This window comes from Ruegeria sp. CJ2, assembly GCF_056536745.1.
This window is the reverse complement of sequence record NZ_JBQFQF010000010.1, coordinates 121,650-145,391: the sequence shown is the minus strand read 5'-3', so window position 1 is coordinate 145,391 and position 23,742 is coordinate 121,650. Positions and strand designations below refer to the sequence as shown.

At 58.1% G+C, this 23,742-nt stretch carries 29 protein-coding genes; 11 read left to right on the top strand and 18 right to left on the bottom strand.

Features of this window, described 5'->3' with window-relative positions; translation table 11 throughout:
- Window positions 1-15 precede the first annotated feature (15 nt).
- Entirely contained in the window at window positions 16-774 is a 759-nt protein-coding gene (locus ACR0MS_RS15585; RefSeq protein ID WP_480574750.1) for an electron transfer flavoprotein subunit beta/FixA family protein, read from the top strand.
- Entirely contained in the window at window positions 774-1,703 is a 930-nt protein-coding gene (locus tag ACR0MS_RS15580; RefSeq protein ID WP_480574753.1) for an electron transfer flavoprotein subunit alpha/FixB family protein, read from the top strand. The genes ACR0MS_RS15585 and ACR0MS_RS15580 overlap by 1 nt, the downstream gene beginning before the upstream one ends.
- Window positions 1,704-1,751: 48 nt before the next feature.
- On the opposite strand, the gene ACR0MS_RS15575 is transcribed toward ACR0MS_RS15580, so the two are convergent.
- On the bottom strand, window positions 1,752-2,573 hold the full coding sequence (locus ACR0MS_RS15575; RefSeq protein ID WP_480574756.1) for a DUF6473 family protein: 822 nt from the start codon (window positions 2,571-2,573) through the stop codon (window positions 1,752-1,754).
- Window positions 2,574-2,735: 162 nt separating this feature from the next.
- Between ACR0MS_RS15575 and ACR0MS_RS15570 the strand changes: the two genes are divergently transcribed.
- Window positions 2,736-3,611 (top strand): 3-hydroxybutyryl-CoA dehydrogenase, encoded by an 876-nt coding sequence (locus ACR0MS_RS15570; protein WP_480574759.1) that lies wholly within the window; start codon window positions 2,736-2,738, stop codon window positions 3,609-3,611.
- A 73-nt stretch (window positions 3,612-3,684) separates the two neighbouring features.
- Here ACR0MS_RS15570 and ACR0MS_RS15565 read toward each other — a convergent pair whose 3' ends face one another.
- From ACR0MS_RS15565 to ACR0MS_RS15535, 7 genes are read right to left on the bottom strand one after another with little or no spacing between them, the layout of a single operon-like run.
- On the bottom strand, window positions 3,685-4,584 hold the full coding sequence (locus ACR0MS_RS15565) for a lysophospholipid acyltransferase family protein (protein WP_480574763.1): 900 nt from the start codon (window positions 4,582-4,584) through the stop codon (window positions 3,685-3,687).
- 39 nt (window positions 4,585-4,623) lie between these two features.
- On the bottom strand, window positions 4,624-4,893 hold the full coding sequence (locus ACR0MS_RS15560) for an HPr family phosphocarrier protein (protein ID WP_170428736.1): 270 nt from the start codon (window positions 4,891-4,893) through the stop codon (window positions 4,624-4,626).
- A gap of 2 nt (window positions 4,894-4,895) precedes the next feature.
- Window positions 4,896-5,303: a PTS sugar transporter subunit IIA gene (locus ACR0MS_RS15555; protein WP_480574766.1), complete on the bottom strand. Its 408-nt coding sequence runs from the start codon at window positions 5,301-5,303 to the stop codon at window positions 4,896-4,898.
- Window positions 5,300-6,181 (bottom strand): RNase adapter RapZ, encoded by an 882-nt coding sequence (gene rapZ, locus ACR0MS_RS15550; protein WP_480574770.1) that lies wholly within the window; start codon window positions 6,179-6,181, stop codon window positions 5,300-5,302. Before rapZ ends, ACR0MS_RS15555 begins: the two co-directional genes overlap by 4 nt.
- Window positions 6,178-6,648 carry an HPr kinase/phosphorylase gene (locus ACR0MS_RS15545; protein WP_480574773.1) on the bottom strand — a complete coding sequence of 157 codons (471 nt, stop codon included), beginning with the start codon at window positions 6,646-6,648 and terminating at the stop codon, window positions 6,178-6,180. Before ACR0MS_RS15545 ends, rapZ begins: the two co-directional genes overlap by 4 nt.
- 3 nt (window positions 6,649-6,651) lie before the next feature.
- The gene (locus ACR0MS_RS15540) at window positions 6,652-8,370 is read right to left on the bottom strand and encodes a sensor histidine kinase (protein WP_480574776.1); all 1,719 of its coding nucleotides are present in this window, start codon (window positions 8,368-8,370) and stop codon (window positions 6,652-6,654) included.
- Between the two features lie 33 nt (window positions 8,371-8,403).
- Window positions 8,404-9,108 (bottom strand): response regulator transcription factor, encoded by a 705-nt coding sequence (locus ACR0MS_RS15535; protein WP_480574779.1) that lies wholly within the window; start codon window positions 9,106-9,108, stop codon window positions 8,404-8,406.
- A gap of 345 nt (window positions 9,109-9,453) precedes the next feature.
- Here ACR0MS_RS15535 and ACR0MS_RS15530 point away from each other — a divergent pair, with 345 nt between their 5' ends.
- The 3 genes from ACR0MS_RS15530 to ACR0MS_RS15520 all read left to right on the top strand — a co-directional run bounded on the left by ACR0MS_RS15530 (window position 9,454) and on the right by ACR0MS_RS15520 (window position 12,278).
- Window positions 9,454-11,052, top strand: coding sequence for a phosphoenolpyruvate carboxykinase (locus ACR0MS_RS15530; protein ID WP_480574782.1), 1,599 nt, complete (start codon window positions 9,454-9,456; stop codon window positions 11,050-11,052).
- A 359-nt stretch (window positions 11,053-11,411) separates the two neighbouring features.
- Window positions 11,412-11,702 (top strand): hypothetical protein, encoded by a 291-nt coding sequence (locus ACR0MS_RS15525; protein ID WP_171125248.1) that lies wholly within the window; start codon window positions 11,412-11,414, stop codon window positions 11,700-11,702.
- 33 nt (window positions 11,703-11,735) lie between these two features.
- Complete coding sequence (locus ACR0MS_RS15520) at window positions 11,736-12,278, top strand: hypothetical protein (protein ID WP_480574785.1); 543 nt, start codon at window positions 11,736-11,738, stop codon at window positions 12,276-12,278.
- Here the strand turns inward: ACR0MS_RS15520 and ACR0MS_RS15515 are convergent.
- Window positions 12,275-13,039 carry a sulfite exporter TauE/SafE family protein gene (locus ACR0MS_RS15515; protein WP_480574788.1) on the bottom strand — a complete coding sequence of 255 codons (765 nt, stop codon included), beginning with the start codon at window positions 13,037-13,039 and terminating at the stop codon, window positions 12,275-12,277. The genes ACR0MS_RS15520 and ACR0MS_RS15515 overlap by 4 nt on opposite strands.
- Window positions 13,040-13,183: 144 nt before the next feature.
- On the opposite strand from ACR0MS_RS15515, the gene ACR0MS_RS15510 reads away from it, so the two are divergent.
- The 3 genes from ACR0MS_RS15510 to ACR0MS_RS15500 all read left to right on the top strand — a co-directional run bounded on the left by ACR0MS_RS15510 (window position 13,184) and on the right by ACR0MS_RS15500 (window position 16,005).
- Entirely contained in the window at window positions 13,184-14,875 is a 1,692-nt protein-coding gene (locus tag ACR0MS_RS15510) for an acyl-CoA dehydrogenase family protein (protein ID WP_480574791.1), read from the top strand.
- A gap of 169 nt (window positions 14,876-15,044) precedes the next feature.
- The gene (locus ACR0MS_RS15505) at window positions 15,045-15,599 is read left to right on the top strand and encodes a hypothetical protein (RefSeq protein WP_480574794.1); all 555 of its coding nucleotides are present in this window, start codon (window positions 15,045-15,047) and stop codon (window positions 15,597-15,599) included.
- Between the two features lie 13 nt (window positions 15,600-15,612).
- Entirely contained in the window at window positions 15,613-16,005 is a 393-nt protein-coding gene (locus tag ACR0MS_RS15500) for an META domain-containing protein (protein ID WP_480574797.1), read from the top strand.
- Here ACR0MS_RS15500 and recO read toward each other — a convergent pair.
- The 3 genes from recO to era all read right to left on the bottom strand — a co-directional run bounded on the left by recO (window position 15,989) and on the right by era (window position 18,103).
- Window positions 15,989-16,714, bottom strand: coding sequence for a DNA repair protein RecO (gene recO / locus ACR0MS_RS15495; RefSeq protein ID WP_480574800.1), 726 nt, complete (start codon window positions 16,712-16,714; stop codon window positions 15,989-15,991). The genes ACR0MS_RS15500 and recO overlap by 17 nt on opposite strands.
- A gap of 154 nt (window positions 16,715-16,868) precedes the next feature.
- A complete protein-coding gene (locus ACR0MS_RS15490) occupies window positions 16,869-17,198 on the bottom strand; it encodes a DUF1491 family protein (RefSeq protein ID WP_480574804.1) in 330 nt (109 codons plus the stop codon).
- Window positions 17,195-18,103: a GTPase Era gene (era, locus tag ACR0MS_RS15485; protein ID WP_420586268.1), complete on the bottom strand. Its 909-nt coding sequence runs from the start codon at window positions 18,101-18,103 to the stop codon at window positions 17,195-17,197. Before era ends, ACR0MS_RS15490 begins: the two co-directional genes overlap by 4 nt.
- A gap of 289 nt (window positions 18,104-18,392) precedes the next feature.
- Between era and ACR0MS_RS15480 the strand changes: the two genes are divergently transcribed.
- Entirely contained in the window at window positions 18,393-19,082 is a 690-nt protein-coding gene (locus ACR0MS_RS15480; protein WP_480574807.1) for a hypothetical protein, read from the top strand.
- Window positions 19,079-19,837 carry a hypothetical protein gene (locus ACR0MS_RS15475; protein WP_480574810.1) on the top strand — a complete coding sequence of 253 codons (759 nt, stop codon included), beginning with the start codon at window positions 19,079-19,081 and terminating at the stop codon, window positions 19,835-19,837. Before ACR0MS_RS15480 ends, ACR0MS_RS15475 begins: the two co-directional genes overlap by 4 nt.
- Window positions 19,838-19,840: 3 nt before the next feature.
- On the opposite strand, the gene rnc is transcribed toward ACR0MS_RS15475, so the two are convergent.
- Genes rnc through ACR0MS_RS15445 form a run of 6 tightly spaced genes read right to left on the bottom strand, consistent with a single transcriptional unit; the run spans window position 19,841 to window position 23,735 of the window.
- Window positions 19,841-20,518 (bottom strand): ribonuclease III, encoded by a 678-nt coding sequence (rnc, locus tag ACR0MS_RS15470; RefSeq protein ID WP_480574813.1) that lies wholly within the window; start codon window positions 20,516-20,518, stop codon window positions 19,841-19,843.
- Window positions 20,515-21,354, bottom strand: a complete 840-nt coding sequence (gene lepB, locus ACR0MS_RS15465; RefSeq protein WP_480574815.1) for a signal peptidase I — start codon at window positions 21,352-21,354, stop codon at window positions 20,515-20,517. Before lepB ends, rnc begins: the two co-directional genes overlap by 4 nt.
- Before the next feature lie 53 nt (window positions 21,355-21,407).
- Window positions 21,408-21,830: a holo-ACP synthase gene (acpS, locus tag ACR0MS_RS15460; RefSeq protein WP_480574818.1), complete on the bottom strand. Its 423-nt coding sequence runs from the start codon at window positions 21,828-21,830 to the stop codon at window positions 21,408-21,410.
- Window positions 21,827-22,291 carry a hypothetical protein gene (locus ACR0MS_RS15455; RefSeq protein WP_480574821.1) on the bottom strand — a complete coding sequence of 155 codons (465 nt, stop codon included), beginning with the start codon at window positions 22,289-22,291 and terminating at the stop codon, window positions 21,827-21,829. Before ACR0MS_RS15455 ends, acpS begins: the two co-directional genes overlap by 4 nt.
- Before the next feature lie 6 nt (window positions 22,292-22,297).
- Window positions 22,298-23,044, bottom strand: coding sequence for a pyridoxine 5'-phosphate synthase (locus tag ACR0MS_RS15450; RefSeq protein WP_480574824.1), 747 nt, complete (start codon window positions 23,042-23,044; stop codon window positions 22,298-22,300).
- Window positions 23,037-23,735, bottom strand: a complete 699-nt coding sequence (locus tag ACR0MS_RS15445) for a DUF2062 domain-containing protein (RefSeq protein WP_480574827.1) — start codon at window positions 23,733-23,735, stop codon at window positions 23,037-23,039. The genes ACR0MS_RS15450 and ACR0MS_RS15445 overlap by 8 nt, the downstream gene beginning before the upstream one ends.
- Window positions 23,736-23,742 lie beyond the last annotated feature (7 nt).

The following is a 23,742-nucleotide window of genomic DNA, read 5'->3' as shown; positions in this document are numbered from 1 at the left end:
AGGAGAAAGCGCAAAATGAAGGTACTCGTGCCTGTCAAACGCGTGATTGACTATAATGTGAAGGTCCGCGTGAAAGCGGACGGTAGCGGTGTCGATCTCGCCAATGTCAAAATGTCGATGAACCCGTTCGACGAGATCGCAGTTGAAGAGGCGATCCGCCTGAAAGAAGCAGGCAAGGCGGACGAAGTTGTTGCCGTTTCCATCGGCGTCAAGCAGGCGCAGGAAACGCTGCGCACCGCGCTGGCCATGGGTGCCGACCGCGCTATCCTGGTTGTAGCCGCCGATGACGTGCACACCGATATCGAACCGCTGGCGGTTGCCAAGATCCTGGCCAAAGTGGTCGAGGAAGAGCAGCCCGGTCTGGTTCTGGCGGGCAAGCAGTCGATCGACAACGACATGAACGCCACCGGTCAGATGCTGTCGGCCCTGCTGGGTTGGAGCCAAGGCACCTTCGCATCCGAAGTCGACATTGAAGGCGACAGCGCCAAGATCACCCGCGAGGTGGACGGCGGTTTGCAGACCATCAGCGTCAAGATGCCGACCATCGTGACCGTTGACCTGCGCCTGAACGAGCCGCGCTATGCGTCGCTGCCCAACATCATGAAGGCGAAGAAAAAGCCGCTGGACGAGAAAACCGCCGCCGATTACGGCGTCGACGTCACTCCGCGTCTGGAAATCGTCAAAACCGAAGAGCCGCCGGCACGTGCCGCTGGTATCGTCGTAGGCTCGGTCGACGAGCTGGTTGCGAAACTCAAAGAAGCGGGGGCTGTGTAATGGCTGTTCTTCTTCTCGCCGAAGTCAACAATGGTGAACTGACGCTGGACGCCACCGCCAAGGCCGTCAACGCTGCGAAAGCACTGGGTGACGTGACCGTTCTGGCCGCGGGTGGCTCTGCCGCTGCTGCTGGCGAAGCCGCTGCCAAGATCGACGGTGTGGCCAAGGTTCTGGTTGCCGAGGATGCCTCGCTGGGTCACCGCCTGGCGGAATCGACCGCAGCCCTGATCGCAGGTCTGGCCGATGGCTACGAGCATATCGTTGCCCCCGCCACCACCGACGCCAAGAACGTGATGCCGCGCGTTGCAGCACTTCTGGACGTTATGGTCATCTCGGATGCGTCCGGCGTGGTTGACGGCTCGACTTTCGAGCGTCCGATCTATGCAGGCAACGCGATCCAGACCGTGAAATCCTCTGACGCCAAAAAAGTCGTCACCTTCCGTACCGCGTCCTTCGATGCGGCGGGCGAAGGCGGTTCGGCTGCGGTTGAGACCATCTCGGTCGGTGCCGATGCTGGCCTGTCCTCGTGGGTTGAAGACAAGGTTGCCGAAAGCGACCGCCCCGAGCTGACCTCGGCTGGCGTTGTTGTCTCGGGCGGCCGTGGTGTCGGCTCGGAAGAGGACTTCAAACTGATCGAAACCCTGGCCGACAAGCTGGGCGCTGCTGTTGGCGCATCGCGTGCCGCTGTGGACTCGGGCTATGCGCCGAACGACTGGCAGGTGGGACAGACCGGTAAGGTTGTTGCACCAGACCTGTATGTCGCTGTCGGTATCTCGGGCGCGATCCAGCACCTGGCGGGTATGAAAGACTCCAAGGTCATCGTTGCGATCAACAAAGACGAAGAAGCGCCGATCTTCCAGGTTGCCGATTTCGGTCTGGTTGCCGACCTGTTCCAAGCGGTGCCGGAACTGACCGAGAAGCTGGGTTAAGCCCACGCTTCGCATTGAAAAGAAGGCCCGCCAAATGGCGGGCCTTTTTCATTGCAGGTCCCGAATGCAGCGCGACAGGTTTTCAGCAATTGTCCTATGCGCGGCCGGACCGATCATGTGCTCGGCCATCGGCTGTTGCAATGTTCCGAACAACATATCTTCCAGTTCCTCCGATTGGCCCGAGACGTTGACGGACAGATCCACAACATCAAGGCAATAGGGACAGACAGCCTCCAGCATGTCTGCCGATACAGGAACCTCGGCACCTGTGCCATCTTCGTCTCCACCGGTCTGCCGTCGGACGTCCAGATTCAACAGGATCACAGGTGACTTCAGTGTATTCAGCACATCACTCAACAATTTGACCCAATTCTTGCGCAGGTCTTCCGCGACCGCCTCAAACCGCGCGTCCTGATGCCCTTTCAACAGCGCCACAAGATGATGCACGAAATGTACATCCGCAAAGTCGATCTCGGGATACAGCGAAATCAAATCCTCAGTCGGTGCAAGGAACCGGTCATTCCGCCGCGGATGCACGCGGTAAAACCGACTTGATTGCCCCAGAACGTCAGGGGCCTGCAGGACACACATCTCAGCCCCGCTGAGCAAGGAGCGCAGTCCGACGTCCTGCGTCAACGCGTCCACGCCACAAAAAAGACTGCCCAGATTCAGACAGCGGCGATCCAGTTGGTCCTCGAGAAGCGAGGGGAAAGGGCGCTCCACAAAGCGCCCAAAAGTCTCGGTTCCGCCGACACATGCCATGTAAGGCGTATCCAAAGATCGCTGCGGCCCCCGAAACCAAAGCCGTGATCCATCATATTGGCACACGGTATCCTCGGGTTCCCCCGAGCCTGTTTGATGATAGCTCATAACACTCACCCATTTTTCACCCGGGTGCCATCATGCAGCCGCAAGTCTTGAGAATTTCCTAATGTGCGCATTTGAAGCAAATTCCAGGGGCTTGATCCCCTTGCCGCCCACCCCAAACTGCCGATACTGTCGCCGTAACCCGTGGCACAAAGGCACCTGAATATGGATGTAAAATCGGTCGGAGTGATTGGCGCAGGCCAGATGGGAAACGGTATTGCCCATGTCCTTGCGCTGGCGGATTACGACGTTCTGCTGAACGACGTGAGTGAAGACGCGCTTAACAGCGCCATCGCAACGATCGAAGGGAATATGGCGCGACAAGCGTCGCGTGGAAAAATCTCGGACGACGCGATGCAGGCCGCGCTGAAGCGCATCAAGACGACCCTTGACTTGCCAGAACTGGGACAGACCGATCTTGTGATTGAGGCCGCCACAGAACGCGAGGCGATCAAACAGGCGATCTTCGAAGACCTTCAGCCGCATTTACAGCCACATACGATTCTGACATCGAACACGTCGTCGATTTCCATTACGCGGCTGGCAAGCCGAACAGACCGACCCGAACGCTTTATGGGTTTCCACTTTATGAACCCGGTTCCGGTCATGCAGCTGGTCGAGTTGATTCGAGGAATTGCCACCGACGAAGAGACATTCAGCGCGTGTAAAACCGTCGTGGACCGGCTTGGCAAAACTGCGGCCAGCGCCGAGGATTTCCCGGCCTTTATCGTGAACCGCATTCTGATGCCGATGATCAACGAGGCTGTTTACACCCTGTATGAGGGGGTCGGCAATGTACAGTCCATCGACCAGTCAATGAAGCTGGGCGCAAACCATCCGATGGGCCCGTTAGAGTTGGCGGATTTTATCGGACTGGACACGTGTCTGGCGATCATGAATGTCCTGCATGATGGATTGGCCGACACCAAGTATCGCCCGTGTCCTTTGTTGACGAAATATGTCGAGGCCGGATGGTTGGGTCGCAAGACGCAACGCGGTTTTTATGACTACAGGGGCGATATGCCTGTGCCGACCCGGTAAGGGGGCCAGCCCCCTCGCCCGGATTTCATCCGGGCTCACCCCCGGGATATTTTTGGCCAGATGAAGAGACGGATCAGGGTTTCAGCGACTCGCCAAGCCCCAACGTGTGCTTGCGGAGCCAGGCCATGAAGCCGCGCGGGTCACGCTCGAGCAATTGCATGTCTTCTTCTGAAACCGGATCACCGATAACCGGGGATTGCGGTTTGTTGCAGGAGCGGACGATCTCGTGCAACAGAAGCCCCTGGCGCAGAATCGCGGACATTTTATTGGCGATCTGGTAAGCGCGTGAGTTTCTGCCCGGAAAGAAGATCGGCACCACACGGGCACCTGATCGACGAATCATCTTGGCCGTGAATACGTTCCACTCGCGCTCGATCGCCGGGCCGAACCAGTCGTCAGACGACATCACCACACCGGACGGAAACAAGGCAACCACACCGCCATTTTTGAGGTGGTCCATCGCCTTGCCGCGCATTTCCAGCATTTTGGCCTGTGCTTCGGGATCATGCGGGAACGGGACAGGGATCATGAACGACGTCGCGGCCTCGTCCAGACCAGTCAGAACAGAGCGGGTCAGGATACGGTAGTCACTGCGCACCTGACCGATCAGCTCGGCCAGAATCATGCCGTCGACCATTCCATGGGGGTGGTTGGCGACCACAACCACCGGGCCGGTTTTCGGGATGCGGGCAATTTGTTCCTGAGGCGTGGTCAGGTCGATACCCATAACCTCAAGCGCGCCGCCCCAGAACCGTTGGCCGCGATAGTATTCGTTCTTCTTCTCGAACTTGTTGACCATACGCAAAATGGTCAGCTTGCCCGTGCACCATTCGATGGCGCGGATAGCTGTCGAAGTCCAGGCATCGTCGAAAGAGTTTGCGTAGGTCAGGGTTCTACGGTCGTAGATTTCGCCCTGGTCCTCGGTCCCATCCACAACCGGGCCTGTCTTGGTCTCGTGCGTCGTTTCCGCCAATTCCTGGTCTTCCCGTTCTTCATGTCGCGGCAGGCGCCGTCAGAACCCTTCCCCGAACTTGTCGTTCACCAAGGTTTCCAGCGCATCAGCCAACGCCTCAGCATCCGGTCCGGACGTCTCGACGTCAATAGTCGTTCCACGCGATGCTGCCAACATCAAAAGACCCATTATGCTGTCGCCTGACGCAGAAAGCCCGTCTTTTGACACTTCGGCCTGGGCGTCGAAGCCTTCGACCACCTCAACCAATTTGGCCGAGGCACGGGCGTGCAAGCCCTTTTCATTGATTATTTTCAAGCTTCGGTTCGTCATTCTTAATCAATCCGGTCTTCGTCCAACGTCACATTTTGCGCATTGATATACTTGCGTCCAGCCTCCATCGCCTGCCGCACGGCATCGCCGATTGGCAGGTGGCGGGATTTGGCCAGTTTTATCAACATAGGCAGATTTGCACCGTAAAGGATACGGCGATCCTGCGGGGCGCAGGCGCGTAAGCTCAGGTTGGATGGGCTGCCACCAAACAGATCGGTTACGACAACAACCCCGTCACCGACATCAACCCTGTCCGCGGCAGCGCAGATTTCATTCTGCTTGGCGTCGCGATCATGATCCGCTTCGATCGAGATCGCGGCCAAGCCGGGCTGTTTTCCGACCACATGCTGCATTGCGGCCAGGTATTCCTGAGCCAGCCCACCATGTGCAACAAGTACGATCCCGATCAATCCGGCCTCACATTCAACGATCGACGTTCCATTTCGCGGTGCCTAATTGCCACTTGCTGCCCCTGCTCTGCAAGGGCCTTTGCAACCGCCTCGGCAGTGGCAACTGATCTATGCTGTCCCCCGGTACATCCAAAGGCCACCGAAAGGTGCGCTTTCCCTTCGGCGCGGTAGGCGGGCAACAGGAGTTCAAGCAAATCAACAACCCGGTCAAAAAACGGCGCATAGTTTGCGTCAGACTGAACATAGCGCGCCACGTCCGGGTTTCGACCATCTTCGGCGCGAAGTTCCGGACGCCAGTATGGGTTGGCGAGAAACCGGCAGTCGAACACCATATCCAACCCCCGGGGCAAGCCGCGCTTGTACGAGAAGGACTCGATGGAAACCGCCAGATGGCGTCCACCTTGCGGTGCGAACCACCTCTCTACCTCTTCGCGCAGCTGGTGCACGTTCAGCGGACTGGTGTCGATCAACGTGTCCGCAATTTCACGGATCGGGGCAAGCAGCTCTTTTTCCTGCCGAACACCAGTTTCAGGGCTTGCATCCGACGCAACAGGGTGGCGTCTACGGGTTTCGGAAAATCGACGCACCAAAACCTCGTCGCTGCAATCGAGGTACAAGGTTGAAATGTCGACATGGTCCATACGTTGAACCTTGGCGATCAATTCGATGAACCCGATCGTCGAAAAATCGCGATTTCGCGCGTCTATTCCCAGCGCCATGGGGCGGTCGGTTGCAGGCCCTTCTAGCAGGCGCAGCAAAAGCCCCATCGGAAGGTTGTCGATGGCCTCGAAGCCAAGATCTTCGAGGACGCGGATCGCCGTAGATCTGCCTGCGCCCGAAGGTCCTGTCACCAGAACGATGCGCCGCTGAGTTGTCATTTGCTGGGCCATTCAGGGTCTACACGCCCCATTTTAAGTAGTTGTATCAGAGCTGGTGCCAAATTGGGGACACCCGCGCCGCGTAGCAAGGGAACAGTTTGCCTCAGGGCACGGATTTCCATTACTTCGGGCAAGCGCGCCAGCTCTGTCTGGTCCAGATCGACCACATAGCTCAGGTTTGCTGGTCCAACCGGTTGCGCGCGCAACAAGCCGATGCCACGCGCCTCAATCAACCCTCGGATCGCTGGCGGCGCGTCGGCCAGAACCTTTTCAGCCTCCATGCTAAGAACGACCCGGTCATCTGCAACCAAGCCTGCCCCAAACCCTATCAATTGCAGGGCAAGGGCCGATTTTCCTGCCCCTGAAGAACCAATAATCAGCAAACCCCGTCCGTCGATAGCAACGCACGTGGCATGAATAATGGCTGTATCCTGATCTATGACGTCCGAGAGGGCCTGACCGCTCATGACTTACACAGGCAGCCCCACGACAAAGCGCGCACCAAGTGGGTCGGACGTGACATCAGCCTCGGTCGGGCGAATGTTCTCGGCCCAGATCACGCCGCCATGCGCCTCGACGATCTGTTTCGAAATCGCAAGCCCAAGACCCGAGTTATTGCCAAAATGTTCCGCCGGGCGCTGCGAGTAGAACCGTTTGAAAACCTTGGTCAGGGCCTGCTCCGGAATGCCCGGCCCAGTATCTTCGACGACGATCAGAACACGGTTTTCACGGCGACGCACCCAGACGCGAATGGCGTCCCCGCTTTCACAGAAGGAGATCGCATTCGTGATCAGGTTGACAAACACCTGCGCCAGCCGCGCCTCAAGCCCGTGTATTTCGATCGGCTGAGACGGCAGATCGGTGATGTAATCCACACCCTTGCCGCGCGCCTCTTCCCCCAGATACTGGCTGATGTTACCCAACAGTTTCAGCAGGTCGAAGAGCTGCTCTTCTTCCTTGACCAGTTCCGCATCCAGGCGTGACGCGTTCGAGATATCGCTCACCAGCCGGTCCAACCGGCGGACGTCATGTTCGATAACGCTCAACAGTTTTTCGCGCTGATCTTCCCGTTTGACCATGCGCAGCGTGCCGACGGCGGATTGCAGGCTGGCCAATGGATTCTTGATCTCGTGCGAGACATCGGCCGCGAATTGTTCGTTCGAGTCGATCCGGTTGTAAAGCGCGTTCACCATACCCCGCAACGCACGACTGAGGCGGCCGATTTCATCGGGGCGTGCACTTAGATCGGGAATGCGAATTCGTCCCGGGTTCACCCCCGCACCGCGGTCTTTGCCCGACTCGGCGGCGGCGGCCAAGTCTGCCAGCGGGTTCGCTATTGTCGACGCCAGAACAAGGCTCAGGCCGATGGAAACCAAAAGCGCGACCACGAACATCTGCAAAATGCGCTCTTGCTCACGCCGGGCCAATGCGTCGATTTCTCCGGCAGGCCCGGCCATCGCGACCGCGCCAACAGGCGACCCCTTCAACAAAATGGGCGAGGCTGCAACGATAACCGTTTCACCTGCCGCATCTTTTACAGCCTGTACCTGCATCTGCCCTTCCAACGCAGTTGGAATCAGGGATTGCACACGCTGCGCCAATGTTGGCGCGTCATCCGGGTTGGCGTTGGTGAATACTTTCGACAGGCCAGTCCAGACGGCGTTCAACGCGTCGCTGATCAAGGTGCTGCCCGTCTGAACTTCGGCTTCCGACCTTAGAAGAATGGGCATAGGGGTGGTTGTTGTACTGCCCCGGGTCCACCCGATCAGAGTTCCCGACCCGTCGTAGACAAAAACCTCGCCGCCGACGGGAAGGCTCAGACCGGCAAGGGTGTCCTTGACGTCAAGCTCGGCTGCGCTCAGCGAAGGCGTGGCAGAGTTCTGGCGCAACTGCGCTTCGAACACGTTACTGACCAGTTGTGCGTCGCCCATCAGATTGCGCGCGGTTTGCTTGACCTGTTCGTCCCGCGAGTCATCCAGATAAAGCAAGCCGGTTACCAGAATAACCAGTGCAATCAGGTTGAAGGTGATGATTTTACGGGCCAAAGGCGACCCGCGCAGCGAAAAGAGGTTTCGACCGCGGTGCGATGCACGCAGTTCGGCCGAGTCTGGATCCTGTGGGATGACCCAGTCATCGCCCAGAACCACATCCCCGTCCCGCATTTCGCTGGCTTGTTCCGTATCGCGCACGAGACCCAACTACCCTTCGTTAAGCGGTCAAATTTATTCTTCGTTGTACCGGTAGCCTATCCCGTACAGAGTTTCGATCGCCGAAAACTCTGAATCGGCTGCGCGCATTTTCTTGCGCAGGCGCTTGATGTGGCTGTCAATCGTACGGTCGTCTACATACACCTGATCGTCGTAAGCGACGTCCATCAACTGATCACGGCTTTTGACAAAGCCGGGGCGTTGCGCGAGCGCTTGCAGCAGCAGGAATTCAGTCACTGTCAGGGATACGTCCGTGCCCTTCCAGCTCACCGCGTGACGCAGCGGGTCCATCCGCAACTCGCCACGCTCCATTACCTTGGCATCGCCTGTGCTGGCTGTTGTAACATCGCCCGAGGTCACTTCCTGCCGACGCAGCAGCGCACGGATGCGTTCAACCAGCAGGCGTTGTGAGAAGGGCTTCTTGACGTAGTCGTCGGCCCCCATGCGCAGGCCGAGCACTTCGTCGATTTCATCATCCTTCGAGGTCAGAAAAATCACCGGCATCTGGGTTTTCTGCCGCAGGCGCTGCAACAGATCCATGCCATCCATGCGCGGCATCTTGATATCCAAAACGGCCATGTCCGGCAGTTTCTTGTTAAACGCGTCCAACGCAGCCTGTCCGTCGTTATACGTTTCGACCTCAAAGCCTTCGGCCTCAAGCGTCATGGACACAGACGTCAGTATGTTTCTGTCGTCGTCCACCAGTGCAATCTTTGACATCGGGTTTGCCCCTATTCCTGCTCACTCATGCTTTATATCGTTATTAGTAAGGTATTTCTGGCGTTTTTAAGGCCGCGAATCAATCCGTATCTGCGAATCGTGCGTTTGTTGTCACACAGTTGCGGCAAAAAAGCCGTTAATGTTGCCAGAAAAGCGCCCTGATTTCCGACAGGAAATTCGTGATGGCGCTAAACCTGAACTTGGTTGCGCTAACTGCGCCAAACCGTCCTGTTCATGCCCCAAACGACCGTGATAAGACCCGGCTGTCCGCCGGAACGATCCGGTAAATTGCCCCAAGAGCGCACCCGGCCCAAAGCCTTCGCGCCGCCACAGGAGAAGACACACATGACATCTGGACGGGTTAACCCGCAATTCCGCCTCGAAGATCAGGGCATCGAGGGTCTGGGCAATGTCTATTACAACTTCATGGAACCGGCGCTGATCGAAGAGGCGCTGAAGCGCGGCGAAGGCACCCTTGGCAATGGCGGGGCCTTTCTGGTCACCACCGGCAAATTCACCGGCCGGTCGCCCAAGGACAAGCACGTCGTCAAGACTGACAGCGTTGCCGACAGCATCTGGTGGGAAAACAACGCGGAAATGAGCCCCGAAGGGTTCGACGCATTGTACGACGACATGCTGGCCCACATGAAAGGTCGCGACTATTTCGTGCAGGACCTCGTTGGCGGGGCAGACCCGGCCTACTCGATCAACGTGCGCATGGTCACCGAGCTGGCGTGGCACAACCTGTTCATCCGTCACCTGCTGCGCCGCCCAGATCGCGAGGATCTGGACGAGTTCACCGCAGACTTCACCATCATCAACTGCCCCAGCTTCCAGGCCGACCCGAAGAAACACGGCTGCCGGTCCGAGACCGTGATCGCGCTGAACTTCGACCGCAAGCTGATCCTGATCGGCGGTACCGAATATGCAGGCGAGAACAAAAAATCCGTCTTTACCCTGCTGAACTACATGCTGCCCGAAAAAGGCGTCATGCCGATGCACTGTTCGGCCAACCACGCCGTTGGCAACCCGGTGGATACGGCGGTGTTCTTCGGCTTGTCAGGCACTGGCAAGACCACGCTGTCTGCCGATCCGTCGCGCACCCTGATCGGGGACGACGAGCATGGCTGGTCGGACCGCGGCACCTTTAATTTCGAAGGCGGCTGCTATGCCAAGACGATTAACCTGAACGCCGAGGCCGAGCCGGAAATCTACGCGACCACCAGCAAATTCGGCACCGTGATCGAGAACATGGTCTTTGATCCCGAAACCAAGGAACTGGATTTCGAGGACGACTCGCTGACCGCGAACATGCGCTGCGCCTATCCGCTGGAGTACATCTCGAACGCGTCCAGCAGCGCGCTGGGTGGCCACCCCAAGAACATCATCATGCTGACCTGTGATGCGTTCGGCGTGCTGCCTCCGATCGCGCGGCTGACCCCGGCGCAGGCGATGTACCACTTCCTGTCGGGATTCACCTCGAAAGTCGCAGGGACCGAGCGCGGTATTACCGAGCCCCAGCCCACCTTCTCGACCTGTTTCGGCGCACCGTTCATGCCGCGTCGCCCGGAAGAATACGGGAACCTGCTACGCGACAAGATCGCCCAGCACGGCGCGACCTGCTGGCTGGTGAATACGGGCTGGACCGGCGGCGCCTATGGCGTTGGCAGCCGGATGCCCATCCGCGCAACCCGCGCCTTGCTGACCGCCGCGCTTGAAGGCTCGCTGCGCGACGCCGAGTTCCGCAAGGACGCCAATTTCGGCTTTGATGTTCCCGTATCGGTCCCCGGCGTTGCCGAAGTTCTGCTGGACCCACGGCGCACCTGGGACGATCAGGCCGCGTTCGACAAGCAGGCCGAGAAACTGGTCCAGATGTTCGCCGAAAACTTTGAACAATACCTACCGTTTATCGACGAGGACATCAAAGCCGTCGCAATCGGATAATCAGACAGGGGGCGATTTTCGCCCCCTTTTCTTTTGGCGGGACTCACAGAATCGTAATCTCTTAAAAGTTGTATTACGCTGTAAGCGCATACAAATGCGTTGCTCGGTTTTGAGGATTACGGTAACTCTACGTGTCATTGTGACGAAAAAGCCCGGCGCTTTGGCACCGGGCGGAAAGTGAAAAAAACATAGTGGTGGCTCAAGCGTACACTCACAAACACGCGAACTGAGCAACCCAATCGGAAGATAAGTTTAGAAATCAGGGGATGAGTGTCAATACGAGACTCGCTGAATACTGCGCACGTTTCGACCCGCTGAAATTGCATGGCGGATGACACAGGCAAGGAACAGGTAAGATCATGACGGAAATCTCGAAACTGACCGAACTGCGCAAGCTGATGCAGAGCATGGAGCGCACGCTGGGGCTGGAACAACTCTCTCCGGTGGAACGCGACATCTATTACGCGGCCGAGGAACTCTCGAAGGCCGATCAGGAAGTCCGCACATTCGGCCTGATCGAACATACGCTGGTTCAAAGTGTTTCGCGCCCCACATTTTTCCGCGCGCTGAAATCGCTGGTGCAGAAAGGCTATCTTTCGCAAAGCGGCAGCGCGAACCGGGGTCGGTATATCGTTCATGCACCCAGATGATGGCCACAGCCTGCACGATGGTGGTTGATCGTCGTGCAAAAATGGGCCTCTGACACATTCTACGCATCGCTGGCTTATGTCGTAGCATCCTTCCTCACGTTCGAGGTTCTGATGCCGCTGCAGAATGTTTTCTTTCCCGAATACCCCAGCCGGGCCAGCCTTTTGTTTCTGCCGCACGGGGTGCGCGTTCTGTCGGCGTGGCTGCTTGGCTGGCGTTCGATCTACGCGCTGCTTCCCGGCGTATTTATCGTGTTCGCGTTTCTGGGTGGCTCTGACGTATTCCTGCCCAGCCGCCTTATGGCTATCGCAATTGCTGTAACCACTGTTCCCGCGGTATTTTACCTATTGAAATGGGTGGGTTGGGATTTGTTCCCGCGCGCTGACCGCAAACCCTGCTGGTCCTGCATCATGGGCGTTGGTATCATTACCTCATTCCTCGTATCGGGGCTGACCAACATGGCCTTCGGCAGCGCGCGCGTGGAATATGTCGCCTACCTGATCGGCGATATCTCGGGCCTGTTCTTCCTGATGTTGGGGTTGTATTTCGCGTTTCGCTTTGCGGACAGCCGCCCCTAGCCAAACATGCCGCGCCGCAGCAGGTTCAATCCGGCAATCAGCAAGACAAGCAACGTGACCTTTTTAAACCGCGCCTGGTCAATGCGCGACTGAAGCCGCAAACCAATCCACATTCCGATCAGTGCAGGCAGTACCAAAGCCGCCGAAAACGGAGCCGTCTGGGAATTGAAGATGCCCGACCCCAGATGCGCCGCCAACAGTGCAATGGCACCCAAACTATAGATCACGCCCTGAACCCGCATCTGCACGGCTTTCGGCGTGTTAAGCGCAGTCAGGTAAAGAACGGTGGGCGGTCCCCAAACCCCGGACAATCCGCCGACAAACCCGGCAACGGATCCAATACCCGCCTCGATCCGGGTTGAGGGTTTTTCGAGGGTCAGCTTCAAACCCAAGACCTGAATCAAGGCGAAAAAGGTTACCGGAATACCAATTATCAAGAGAAACGTCCGCGCCGGGACAATGCTGACCAGTTGCGCACCCCAAAGCAGAAAAACCAGGCCGACGCTCAGGTAAACCCGAAACTGCCGGATGGCATCACTGGCTGCAGGCACCCCTTCACGAAGCGCCTGAAAACCGTTCGTCACCAGCGTTGGCAATATCAACCCGGCAATGGCCAGATCAGGCGGCAATATCATACTCAGCCCGGAGACCAGGATCATTGGCATCGCAAACCCGACCATGCCTTTGATCCAACCCGCAAGGAATGCGACGCCGAAGGCGAGCAGCAACTCCTGCGAAGAGAGGGCGGAAAACAACGTCATGGCACTGTGATACCATCCTTGAGTTTCTCTGCATTGCAAAAATGCTCAAGCAATTTTTGAACTTTTTCGTAGCGTAATTCGTATTTTTGTTGCGCTGCACGTGCAGCATGGTAAGACCATACGACCCAGAAAAGGACGTGATTCATGGCCCATGACGGACAGGATATGACCCAGATGACGACATCCGCGATTTTGCCCGACCTTCTGACTCTGACCCGCTCCGCCGTGCCCGCTGTCGAAGCGGTGTTCGAGCGCGCGCGCGAGTCGGTCCGGGCGATGGTAACCGAAGAGGATCGTGTATCTGGCGCGCTGATCGAAGCGAACCAAACCGCGGCACATGGGCTGGCTTGGCTTGCGACATACCAGCAATCCCTGCAGCAAATGCAACGCTGGGCCGAAGCACTGGACGCCGATGGCAAGTTTGGCGAAATCGAGCAGTTGCTACATCAGATCGCCTTCGGTGAGTACCTGCATCAGGTCGCTGGTGGCATCCCGATGAACCAGGGCGAGGTCGTTCGCCTGCAGGATATGGGTCTTGGCTGGGACGCGCTGTCAGGTTTTCAAATCCCCGAAATCCAGACACTGATGGCGCAGGCCAATTCTCAGGCCGCGCGCAGCCGTCTGGTTGAACTGATGGAAGATCAGGCCGGCGCCACGATGTTCGGCGCGTCCGGTCTGGACGAAGAACTCGAAATGATCCGCGACCAGTTCCGCCGCTATGCGCAGGAAAAAGTGGAACCCAACGCCCATGACTGGCACCTGAAGGATGAGTTGATCCCGATCGAGATCATCGAAGAGCTGGCCGAAATGGGCGTCTTTGGTCTGACCATCCCCGAAGAGTTTGGCGGGTTCGGTCTGTCCAAAGCCTCGATGTGTGTGGTGTCCGAGGAACTCTCGCGCGGTTACATTGGCGTCGGTTCGCTGGGCACGCGGTCCGAGATTGCCGCCGAGTTGATCATCGCTGGGGGCACCGACGAACAGAAGGCCCAATGGCTGCCTAAGATCGCCAGCGCCGAGATCCTGCCGACCGCCGTTTTCACCGAACCCAACACCGGATCGGACCTTGGCAGCCTGCGCACCCGCGCAACCAAGACCGAGGATGGCAATTACGAGATCACCGGCAACAAGACCTGGATCACGCACGCGGCGCGCACTCATGTTATGACCCTGCTGGCCCGCACCAACCCAGACACCACCGACCACCGTGGCCTGTCGATGTTCCTGGCCGAGAAGACGCCGGGCACCGACGAGAATCCCTTCCCCACCGAAGGCATGACCGGCGGCGAGATCGAGGTTCTGGGCTATCGCGGCATGAAAGAATACGAGCTTGGTTTTGATGGCTTCAAAGTCAAAGGTGAAAACCTGTTGGGCGGCGAAGAGGGCAAGGGCTTCAAACAGTTGATGGAGACGTTCGAATCCGCCCGCATCCAGACCGCTGCCCGCGCCATCGGTGTAGCGCAAAGCGCGCTGGATATCGCCACGCAATACGCGCAGGACCGCAAACAGTTCGGCAAATCGCTGATCAACTTCCCGCGCGTCTCGGGCAAGCTGGCGATGATGGCGGTCGAGATCATGATTGCGCGTCAGCTGACCTATTTCAGCGCGTGGGAGAAAGATCACGGCCAACGCTGCGACCTTGAGGCTGGCATGGCCAAGCTGTTGGGCGCCCGTGTTGCGTGGGCCGCCGCTGACAACGGCTTGCAGATCCACGGCGGCAACGGCTTTGCGCTGGAATACAAGATCAGCCGCGTCCTGTGTGACGCACGGATTCTAAACATTTTTGAGGGGGCGGCCGAAATTCAGGCACAAGTGATCGCTCGGCGTTTGCTGAGCTGACATTTTTGGCAACCCTGTTTCCCCAACTTGACCCGGCGTTCGCGCCGGGTCTTTTTTGTCGGCAGGCGACGGCTGCCTTTGGCCGGTCGCTCAGTTCGTTCTATGAATCCTGACAAAACGACGATACAGCAGCCAAGACGTTCAAACAGTTCCAAATGCGAAAATCAGAATGATCCGATCTTTACTGGTACTTGGCGCGACCTTCCTGACCCTTGCGCTTGGCGGCTGCACGACCACGCAACCCAGCGCCGGTCAGACCGAAATCGACACGCTTGCCGCGGCCATTACGGATCTTGACCCAAGCGTCGATCCCGCCGAGGCGCAAGAGGCTGCCCGCATTTCATACACGTATTCGCAGCAATTGGCGCGGGACTGGAATGTCACGGACCCGGCGATCATTCACAACGCCAAGGTCATCAACGGGTTTCGGGAGCGAGGATTGTGCAATGACTGGGCCGAAGCCATGTCCGCACGTCTGCGGCAGGAGGATTTTCGGACGCTGGACGTGCATTGGGCCACATCGCCGCCAACGTCGTTTCGTATCATCCACCACTCGGCCCTGATCAGCGCCAAAGGTGCCTCGATGTATGACGGTGTCATTCTTGACCCCTGGCGAAACAGTGGTGCGTTGTTCTGGGCCCCCGTCCGCGAAGACACACGGTATAACTGGCGACCTCGTAGCGAGGTTCGCGAAGAGCTGTTGAACGGCGCAATACCGTATTGATAAGGATACCGGCATGATACGCCTCGTCTTTGCCTTTCCCCTACTGGCACTATTGCAATGCGACAAGGACGAAACGGTGGCCGCCTATGGCGCTGCCGACCAGACTTGGGTGCTGCAGGAAATCGACGGTGAACGCTTTCCGGCAAGCGCCCTGCTGAGGTTCCCCGAAGACGGCAAGATCGCAGGCAATGCCCCCTGCAACAGCTACAGCGGCACGCTGAACGCGCCTTACCCTTGGTTTGAAATCACCGACCTGACGGCCACGCGCGCGGCCTGCGCCGGGCTTGAGGCCGAAGGGTTCTACTTTGCGGCGCTGCTGGCCATGACCCAGTCCGAAGTGTCCGGCGATGTCCTGATCCTGCGCAATGACGACGGGCATGAAATGGTGTTCAAAGCCGCCGAGTAAACTGATCCACGAAACGGGCCCGCGCCTCGGGCAGAGGGTTATGACCAAGTGAAGGGGCCAGATGATGCTCCAGAAAGTAACCTGTGGTCCGCAAGCCCTGCGCAATCTCAGTATCCGGGGCTGTTCCTTCTCCCTTCAGACACGGCGGCAATGGGAGCAGCCGGTCAGCCCATTCCCCCGCGCCTTGCCCACTGACCGCGCGGCCGGTTTTCGGCGAGACAAAGATCAGCCCCTCGGTCGCGCCGGTCACAGCACAGGCTGACAAGTCGAGGCCAAAACCCAGTTCCTCAAGCAACGCCAGTTCCCACCGCAGGTAGGCCAGTGGCCAAATCTCATCGTGGCCCAGCAGGTCCATCAACTGTTCGGTTTGCTTATAGACCCCCGGATGCGGCTCACGCTCGGGCAGGCTGAAGGACAGCAACGCCACCACCGCGTTCAGACCAGACAGCGCCAGCCGACCAGAGAACGCCGCCGCTGCGCGGGACCGCAGGGGTTCAACCTGAAACGTGCCTAGATGTTCCTCTAGCCGGGCCCGCCAGAGCACATCCACCTGTGCCCCCGATTGCAGGATCGGAGATATCTTGCGGCTGGCCCCACCGCGAACAACCCCGGCATGACGACCGTGGGCTTCGGTAAAGACCTCGATGATCGCTGAGGTTTCGCCATGTTTGCGAGACGTCAGAAGGATGCCATGATCGCGCCAGTCCAAGTTTTGATCCTGTGGAAGATTGTGCTGTGCGCAGCAAATCCCAAGCTGGTGTAGTGTGCAAGGGTATCAGACGTGGGCACCCCGGTGTCATGACGTTTTGCGCTTGGATTCGTCGATGCGAGGGGCCCGAATTGCGTCGCGCCCTGCTGGATCATCACTCCAGCCCGTCCTCACCCAAAAGATGCCGTCCTTGCCGGTCTTCAACCTCGATCACCCAAAGATCGGGGTCAAAACTGCGTTGGCGCTGAATGGCGTGGTCCACGTCTGTCTCCGCACCACTGGATAATTCCACCCATTTGCGCTCACCGCTCATCAGGTCAAAGCTGCGTTGGAATGCCACTGCCTGACCATCCAGCGTGTTCATCTTGACCAGTACGGCGCCCGCCGTATCGTCGCCATGGGCCACGACAAAAGCCGGAATATCCTGAAGCCGCAGCCGCGCGATATAGGCGTGAACCCAGAAATCTGCGGTCAGTCGGGTCATGCGTTTCCGTCTTTGAAATCCAGCCCCATTTCCGAATACCGCTCAGACTCTTCCAGCCAGTTCGGTCGGACTTTGACTTGCAGGAACAGGTGGATTTTCCGGTCAAGGAACTCTTCCAGTTCGGCGCGCGCCGCTTGACTGACTGCCTTGATCGTCTCGCCGCGTTTGCCCAGAACGATCCCTTTGTGGCCGTCGCGCATGACATAGATGACCTGATCAATCTTGGCCGAGCCGTCCTTGCGCTCTTCCCAGTTCTCGGTCTCGACGGTCAATTGATAGGGCAGTTCCTGATGCAGGCGCAGCGTCAGTTTCTCGCGGGTCATCTCGGCCGCAATCATCCGAAGCGGCAGATCGGCAATCTGATCCTCGGGATAGAGCCACGGGCCCTCGGGCAACTCTGCCGCCAGCCATTTGCGCAAGTCGTCAACGCCGTGGCCTTTCTCGGCCGAGATCATGAAAGTTTCGGCGAAGGGATAGCGCGCGTTCAGATCGCTGGTCAGCGCCAGCAGCTTTTCACTGGGCACCTTGTCGATCTTGTTGATCGCCAGTGCGATGGTGCGGCCTTGCCCGATCTCTTCCAGCCCTTCCAGGATACGCTCGACCCCTTCTGTGATGCCGCGATGGGCCTCGACCATCAGAACGACGACATCGGCATCTGCGGCCCCACCCCACGCGGCGGCAACCATGGCACGGTCCAGACGGCGACGCGGTTTGAACAGGCCGGGTGTGTCCACGAACACAAGCTGCGCGTCCCCTTCCATCGCAACGCCACGAATACGGGCCCGCGTGGTCTGAACCTTGTGCGTCACGATCGAGACCTTGGCCCCGACCATTCGATTCAGAAGGGTGGATTTGCCTGCGTTGGGCTCTCCGATCAGAGCGATAAATCCGGCGCGTGTGGTCATGTGTCCTGCGATCCTGTTTGCAAGTGCGCACCCCTATATCAGAAAGACCCAATGGGCCAGAGGCATTTGTTGCAAGACAGCCATGCGCAGCCGCCCCGGACCTTCGCTTAAATTGCGCAGACGAAAAAAGGCCAACGGCAGGCCCGAAACTCTGTTAGCGTGAAACTGTATTATTCAGGTGGAAAACGTGTTTTCAGCTTTTACCGGCATCAGGAGCAGGACAGGCATAATCTTTGCTGTGCTGCTTTGTTCTCTGACTATGGCCGCAGGGCTGGCACAGGCTAAAGAGGTGAAATTTCGCATCGCTGAAACCGTGCAGGTCAAGGACAAAGACCTACCCTACACCCTTTTCGTTACTCTGAAAGACACAGGCGAAACCCGGTTGGGAATAGATGCGTTTTTGGATCTTCGCTCGCTTCAGGACCTCGCACCGTGGCTGTTTTCCAGCATTCTGAAAGAAACCTGCCAGCAAAAGTTTGCATTGGCCGTTTCAAAGGTCTCAGCCCAGGCAAACGCGCTGGTGGCAGACGGTCAGGTTCAGGCCAAATTCTATGCCTGCGACACGGAGGATCCCAAAACGCATTACCGAGGGGTTTTGCTGTTTGGACAAAATGTGGATGTCGTGGTCAAAGCCGCGGCCGAGGTTAAACAGAACTGTCTTCACTTGCGTCTGCAAGATGTGGATCTGGACTTGCAGGGGTTTGTCGGAACGGTGTCTGACATGATCGGGCTCACGGAAAAGGCCCGCTTGTTGATCCTTGAAAAAGGCGCCGAAGTCTTGGCGGAAAACCCCGTTTGCCCGGAACTTCCAGGTGAATTGAAAGGCTTGTATCCGCGCTTCACCGCTGGCGGGATCAGGGAAATTGGAAGCGACGGGGTGGGTGCTGCACTCAGCGGGTCGGTCGACACCAGTGCAAGAACGCTGTTGGATCTGCTCGCGGTGCTGCAGGAAAACCAACGGTTCGGGGTCGTGGAATGACGCGGTTTTCTGCCCTTGTTCTTGGCTTCGCCCTGGCCTTCCAGCCAGCGAACGCCCGTGACGTGCAGCTCGATTTTGAGCGGGCACTGGGATCGGATGGCACCGAATTGCCATACCGGTTGAGCCTGACACTGAATGAGGTCGCACCGACCCGTATCTCAGTGGATGCTCTTCTGGATCTGCGGGACCTTCAGGCTTCGTTGATACGGGGCCTGAAGGATACTGAATTGGCCGACTTATGTAATGCCGAAGCGACTTTGGACAGCATTGATGTGGTCGCCAAAGGACAAGATGTGAATGTCCAGGGCCAAATTGCGATGGAAGCGTTCCAATGCGATCGTCAGCTTGGGCAGCCCCCTAGACGTCAGGAAAGTATTGCAGCGAATACTATCGCATTTTCCGGCGCGGCCTCTGTTCGGGTGCAAAACCAATGCGTGTATTTCGAATTGACCGGGCTGGAGCTAACCCTCGAAACCCCGATCCTCGACGCCGACGCGAAACAGGGATTTTTGCAGGATGCGCGCAGCATCATCGAAAAGGCCGCTGAAACCCTGCTGAAGCGCAACCCAATTTGTCCTTCTTTGCCGCCGGAACTGTCGTCGATCGACCCGCGCTATGACTCGGGCGGCACGGTCGAAATTGATGACGGTGGGGTTGGCGTTGCGCTGGAAGGGTCTTTCGACGTCAGCCCGGAAACGATCCTGAATATCTTGAAGGTGCTGCAAGAGCAGGGGAAACTACCGCCCGCACCCTGATCATCAGGTCAATCTGTCCAGCAGCGCTTTTGCGGCTGCCTGCTCTGCCTGACGTTTTGACCCGGCGGTTGCCTGCGCCTCGGTGCCGTCCTGAAGGCGGGCTGCAATGGTGAAAACCGGCGCATGATCCGGGCCGCTGCGCTTTACTTCGACGTAGGACGGGGGTTTCTGTCCCCGCGCCTGCGCCCATTCCTGTAGCGAGGTTTTCGCGTCGCGCGCATCCGCTTCGACATTGTGAATCCGGTCGCCCCACAGCCTCAGGATAACCTCGGCCGCTGTCTCGAAACCGGCATCGCGATATACGGCGGCAATGACCGCTTCCATCGCGTCCCCCAGCAGGGCCTGTTTGCGACGACCGCCTGACAGCATCTCGGACCGGCCCAGTTTCAACACCGCGCCCAGATCTATCTGGCGCGCCACATCTGCGCAGGCCTCTTTTCGGACAAGGGCGTTAAAACGCGGGGCGAGCTGACCCTCGGACGCTTTTTTGTCGCTTTCCAAAAGCGCCGTCGCCATCACAAGGCCCAATACCCGGTCGCCCAGAAACTCCAACCGCTGGTTGTCCGGTCGTGTCGGCGAGGACACGGACCCATGAGTCAGCGCGCGCACCAGAAGTTCGGGGTTCGAGAACTCGTACCCCAATCGCTGCTGAAAAGCCTTTATTTCAGCCGATAGCTTCAATTGACCGACTTGAAGAACCGATCGCCCCGCCAGGTCCAGAAGAATAGCATCGAGCGGCCAGCGGACGAGAACATGATGCGGTCAGCGCGACCGATCAGGTCTTCATACGGGACATACCCAACACCCCCAGCCGATTGCGGCAAACGGCTGTCACTGGAGTTGTCACGGTTGTCGCCCATAAAGAAATAGTGGCCTTCGGGCACGGTGTAGATGCCGGTATTGTCCGACCCCTGATTGCCGATATTAAGCACATCGTAAGACACGCCATTGGGCAAAGTCTCAATCACACGGGACTTTTCGCAAAGACCGCCAAAGCCGACCGGACCGTTTTCGCACCGTGGTCGCAGCCCTTGCGAGCCCTGAGGTTCAGAAATTTCGGTGAATACCCCGTCGGGTTGCTGTGGGACCGGGGTGCCATTCAAAATGATCTGCCCCTCGCGGATCTGGATACGATCACCCGGCAAACCGATCAGGCGCTTGATATAGTCGCGCCCGTTCACCGGATGGCGAAACACGATCACGTCGCCGCGCTGGGGCTCTCCACCCCAAATGCGCGTGTTTTCTTCGCCCTGCATCCATCCGCAGATGTCTTCGGCGTCAATATTCAGGCCAACGCTGGGAATGATCAGGCTGGGGCAGGACGCGTAGGAGTACCCATAGGCCATCTTGTTGACGAACAGAAAATCCCCGATCAGCAGGGTCTGTTTCATCGAGCCCGACGGAATCCAGAAGGGCTGAAAGAACAGCGTGCGGAAAACACCTGCGATCAACAGCGCGTAGACGATGGTTTTGATCGTCTCCCACACGGGATTTCCGGTTTTGACGTCCTCGGCCATACTGCTCTCCGGTCCTTGGTTTGTTGGGGTGCTACATGCGCGGCGCGGCAGGGTTAGTCAAGGCTGGCCGCTGCGTTCGTGATGGCGCGCGCCTCGATCACCACAAACGCCTGCGCCCACGGGTGGTCATCGGTCAGAGTGACGTGGATGATCGCCTCATGGCCTTCAGGTGTCATCTCGCGCAGACGCTCGGCCGCCCAACCCGTCACATGCATCACAGGCTGGCCGGTTTTCAGGTTGGTAACCGACATGTCCTTCCACGCGATCCCCATACGCAGCCCGGTGCCCAAAGCTTTGGAACACGCCTCTTTCGCAGCCCAGCGTTTTGCATAGGTGCCAGCTGTGTCGGCACGGTTTTCGGCCTTGCGCTGTTCAATCTCGGTAAAGACGCGGTTGCGGAACCGGTCGCCGAACCGGTCGAGCGTGCCCTGAATGCGGTCAATATTCGCGAGGTCTGTGCCGATGCCGAGGATCATTTGCCGCCTTCTTCCTTACGCAAATAGGCGGAATAGCCGGATTGGACGCCGAAAATAAAAGAGAACCGGCAAATGACGATCAGAGCGGCCAAAAATGCTAAAAGCTTGATGCTGATCCAGATGAAGGCTCCTAAGCTAAGACCCGGAAACCTCAAGTCGTCAAAGACATAGAGAAACGCTGCCATAGCAAGCACTGCGCTGAATGCAGTCAGGACCATTTGTCGAGCGAGTATCCAGCTTTTGATCGGTGGGCCGCACTGCATCCCGCGTCGCCCCGCATCCAACCCATACATCAACGCAGCAAAGAACATTCCCGCAACAATTGGAAACCCTTGGAATGGCCATTCAAAGTCAAAAGTGCTTCGCAACCAACCAAGCGACAAATAATTCACCCACAAATAACCGAGAAACCATCCCCGGTGCAGGCCGACCTCGTGATTTTTGGCAAATAGAGCTCTCACGAATTTCTAGCCCCGCGCCTCATCCATCAGCCGGCGCATTTCGGCAATGGCGGGGGTGAGGCCGCGGAAGATGGACTCGCCGATCAGGAAGTGGCCGATGTTCAATTCCCGAACCTCGGGGAAAGCAGCCACGGGTTGAACCGTGTCATACGTCAGGCCGTGGCCCGCGTGGACCTCAAGGCCCAGCGAATGGGCAAAGGCGGACATCTCGCGCAGGGCTTGCAACTCTTGGTTGGCTTCGTCCATGTGACCCTCGGCAAAGGCGTCGCAATAAGCTCCGGTGTGCAGCTCGATCACTTCTGCGCCAATGCGGTGGGCGGCCTCGATCTGGCGCTGGTCGGCGGCGATGAAGATGGACACGCGGCAACCGACGTCCCGCAACGGTGCAATGAAATGCGCCAGCTTGTTTTCCTCGCGCGCGACCTCAAGCCCGCCTTCGGTGGTACGTTCCTCGCGCTTTTCGGGGACGATACAGACGGCGTGCGGCTTATGGCGCAGGGCGATTTTCTGCATCTCCGGCGTGGCGGCCATTTCAAAGTTCAGCGGAACGGTCAGAGCGTCCATCAATGCCTCGATATCGGCATCAACGATGTGGCGGCGATCTTCGCGCAAGTGAGCGGTGATCCCGTCGGCGCCAGCTTCCTCTGCCAGTTTTGCGGCGCGCATCGGATCGGGATACGCCCCGCCCCGCGCATTTCGAATGGTCGCAACGTGGTCGATGTTCACGCCCAGACGCAGATGATTGTCAGACATCGCCTGATTCCTTTCCCGAACTTTTGCCCGAGCCTAGTGCGTTTGAAACTGGAACGGCAGCCTTGGTTTCGGCCAGCAGTTTGATTTCATCGAACTTTGCCTTGATCTTGGCACGGCGGCGCTGCTGATAGGTGCGGATCAAAGGCAGGCTGAGGTAGTAACAAATCGCACCGGCCAAAAGGCCGGGAAGAATACCCCCAATCAGATAGGGGTAAAACACCTCGCGATAGAAGATGCCAAGCCCGTGCCAATCCGCGACACGGTCGGTGAACATGGCGATCAGGTTGTCCTTCAGGTCGCGCAGGGCATTGGCGAATTTGCCCATCAACCCCTGCGTGTCGCCTTCCTGAAACTCGGTCCCAAGCAGGAAGTGTCCGGTCTGCAGACATACAACCCCAATCGGAACATAGGTCAGCGGGTTGCCAAAGAATGTCCCACTCAAAGCGGCCAGAATGTTGCCATTGATCAGACGCGCACACACCGCGGCCACGACAAAGTGCAAACCATAAAAAGGTGTGAACGCGGCAAAGACCCCTGCCCCGATCCCGCGCGCAATACGCTCAGGCGAATCCGGCAGACGGCGGACACGATGTTTGACGTAGTGAAAGGCACGCGTCCATCCGCCTCGGGGATAGACGAATTCGGATGCGATCTGGACAGGCGAGCGTCGATCTCGGCGCTTGAAAACCACTCCTGAT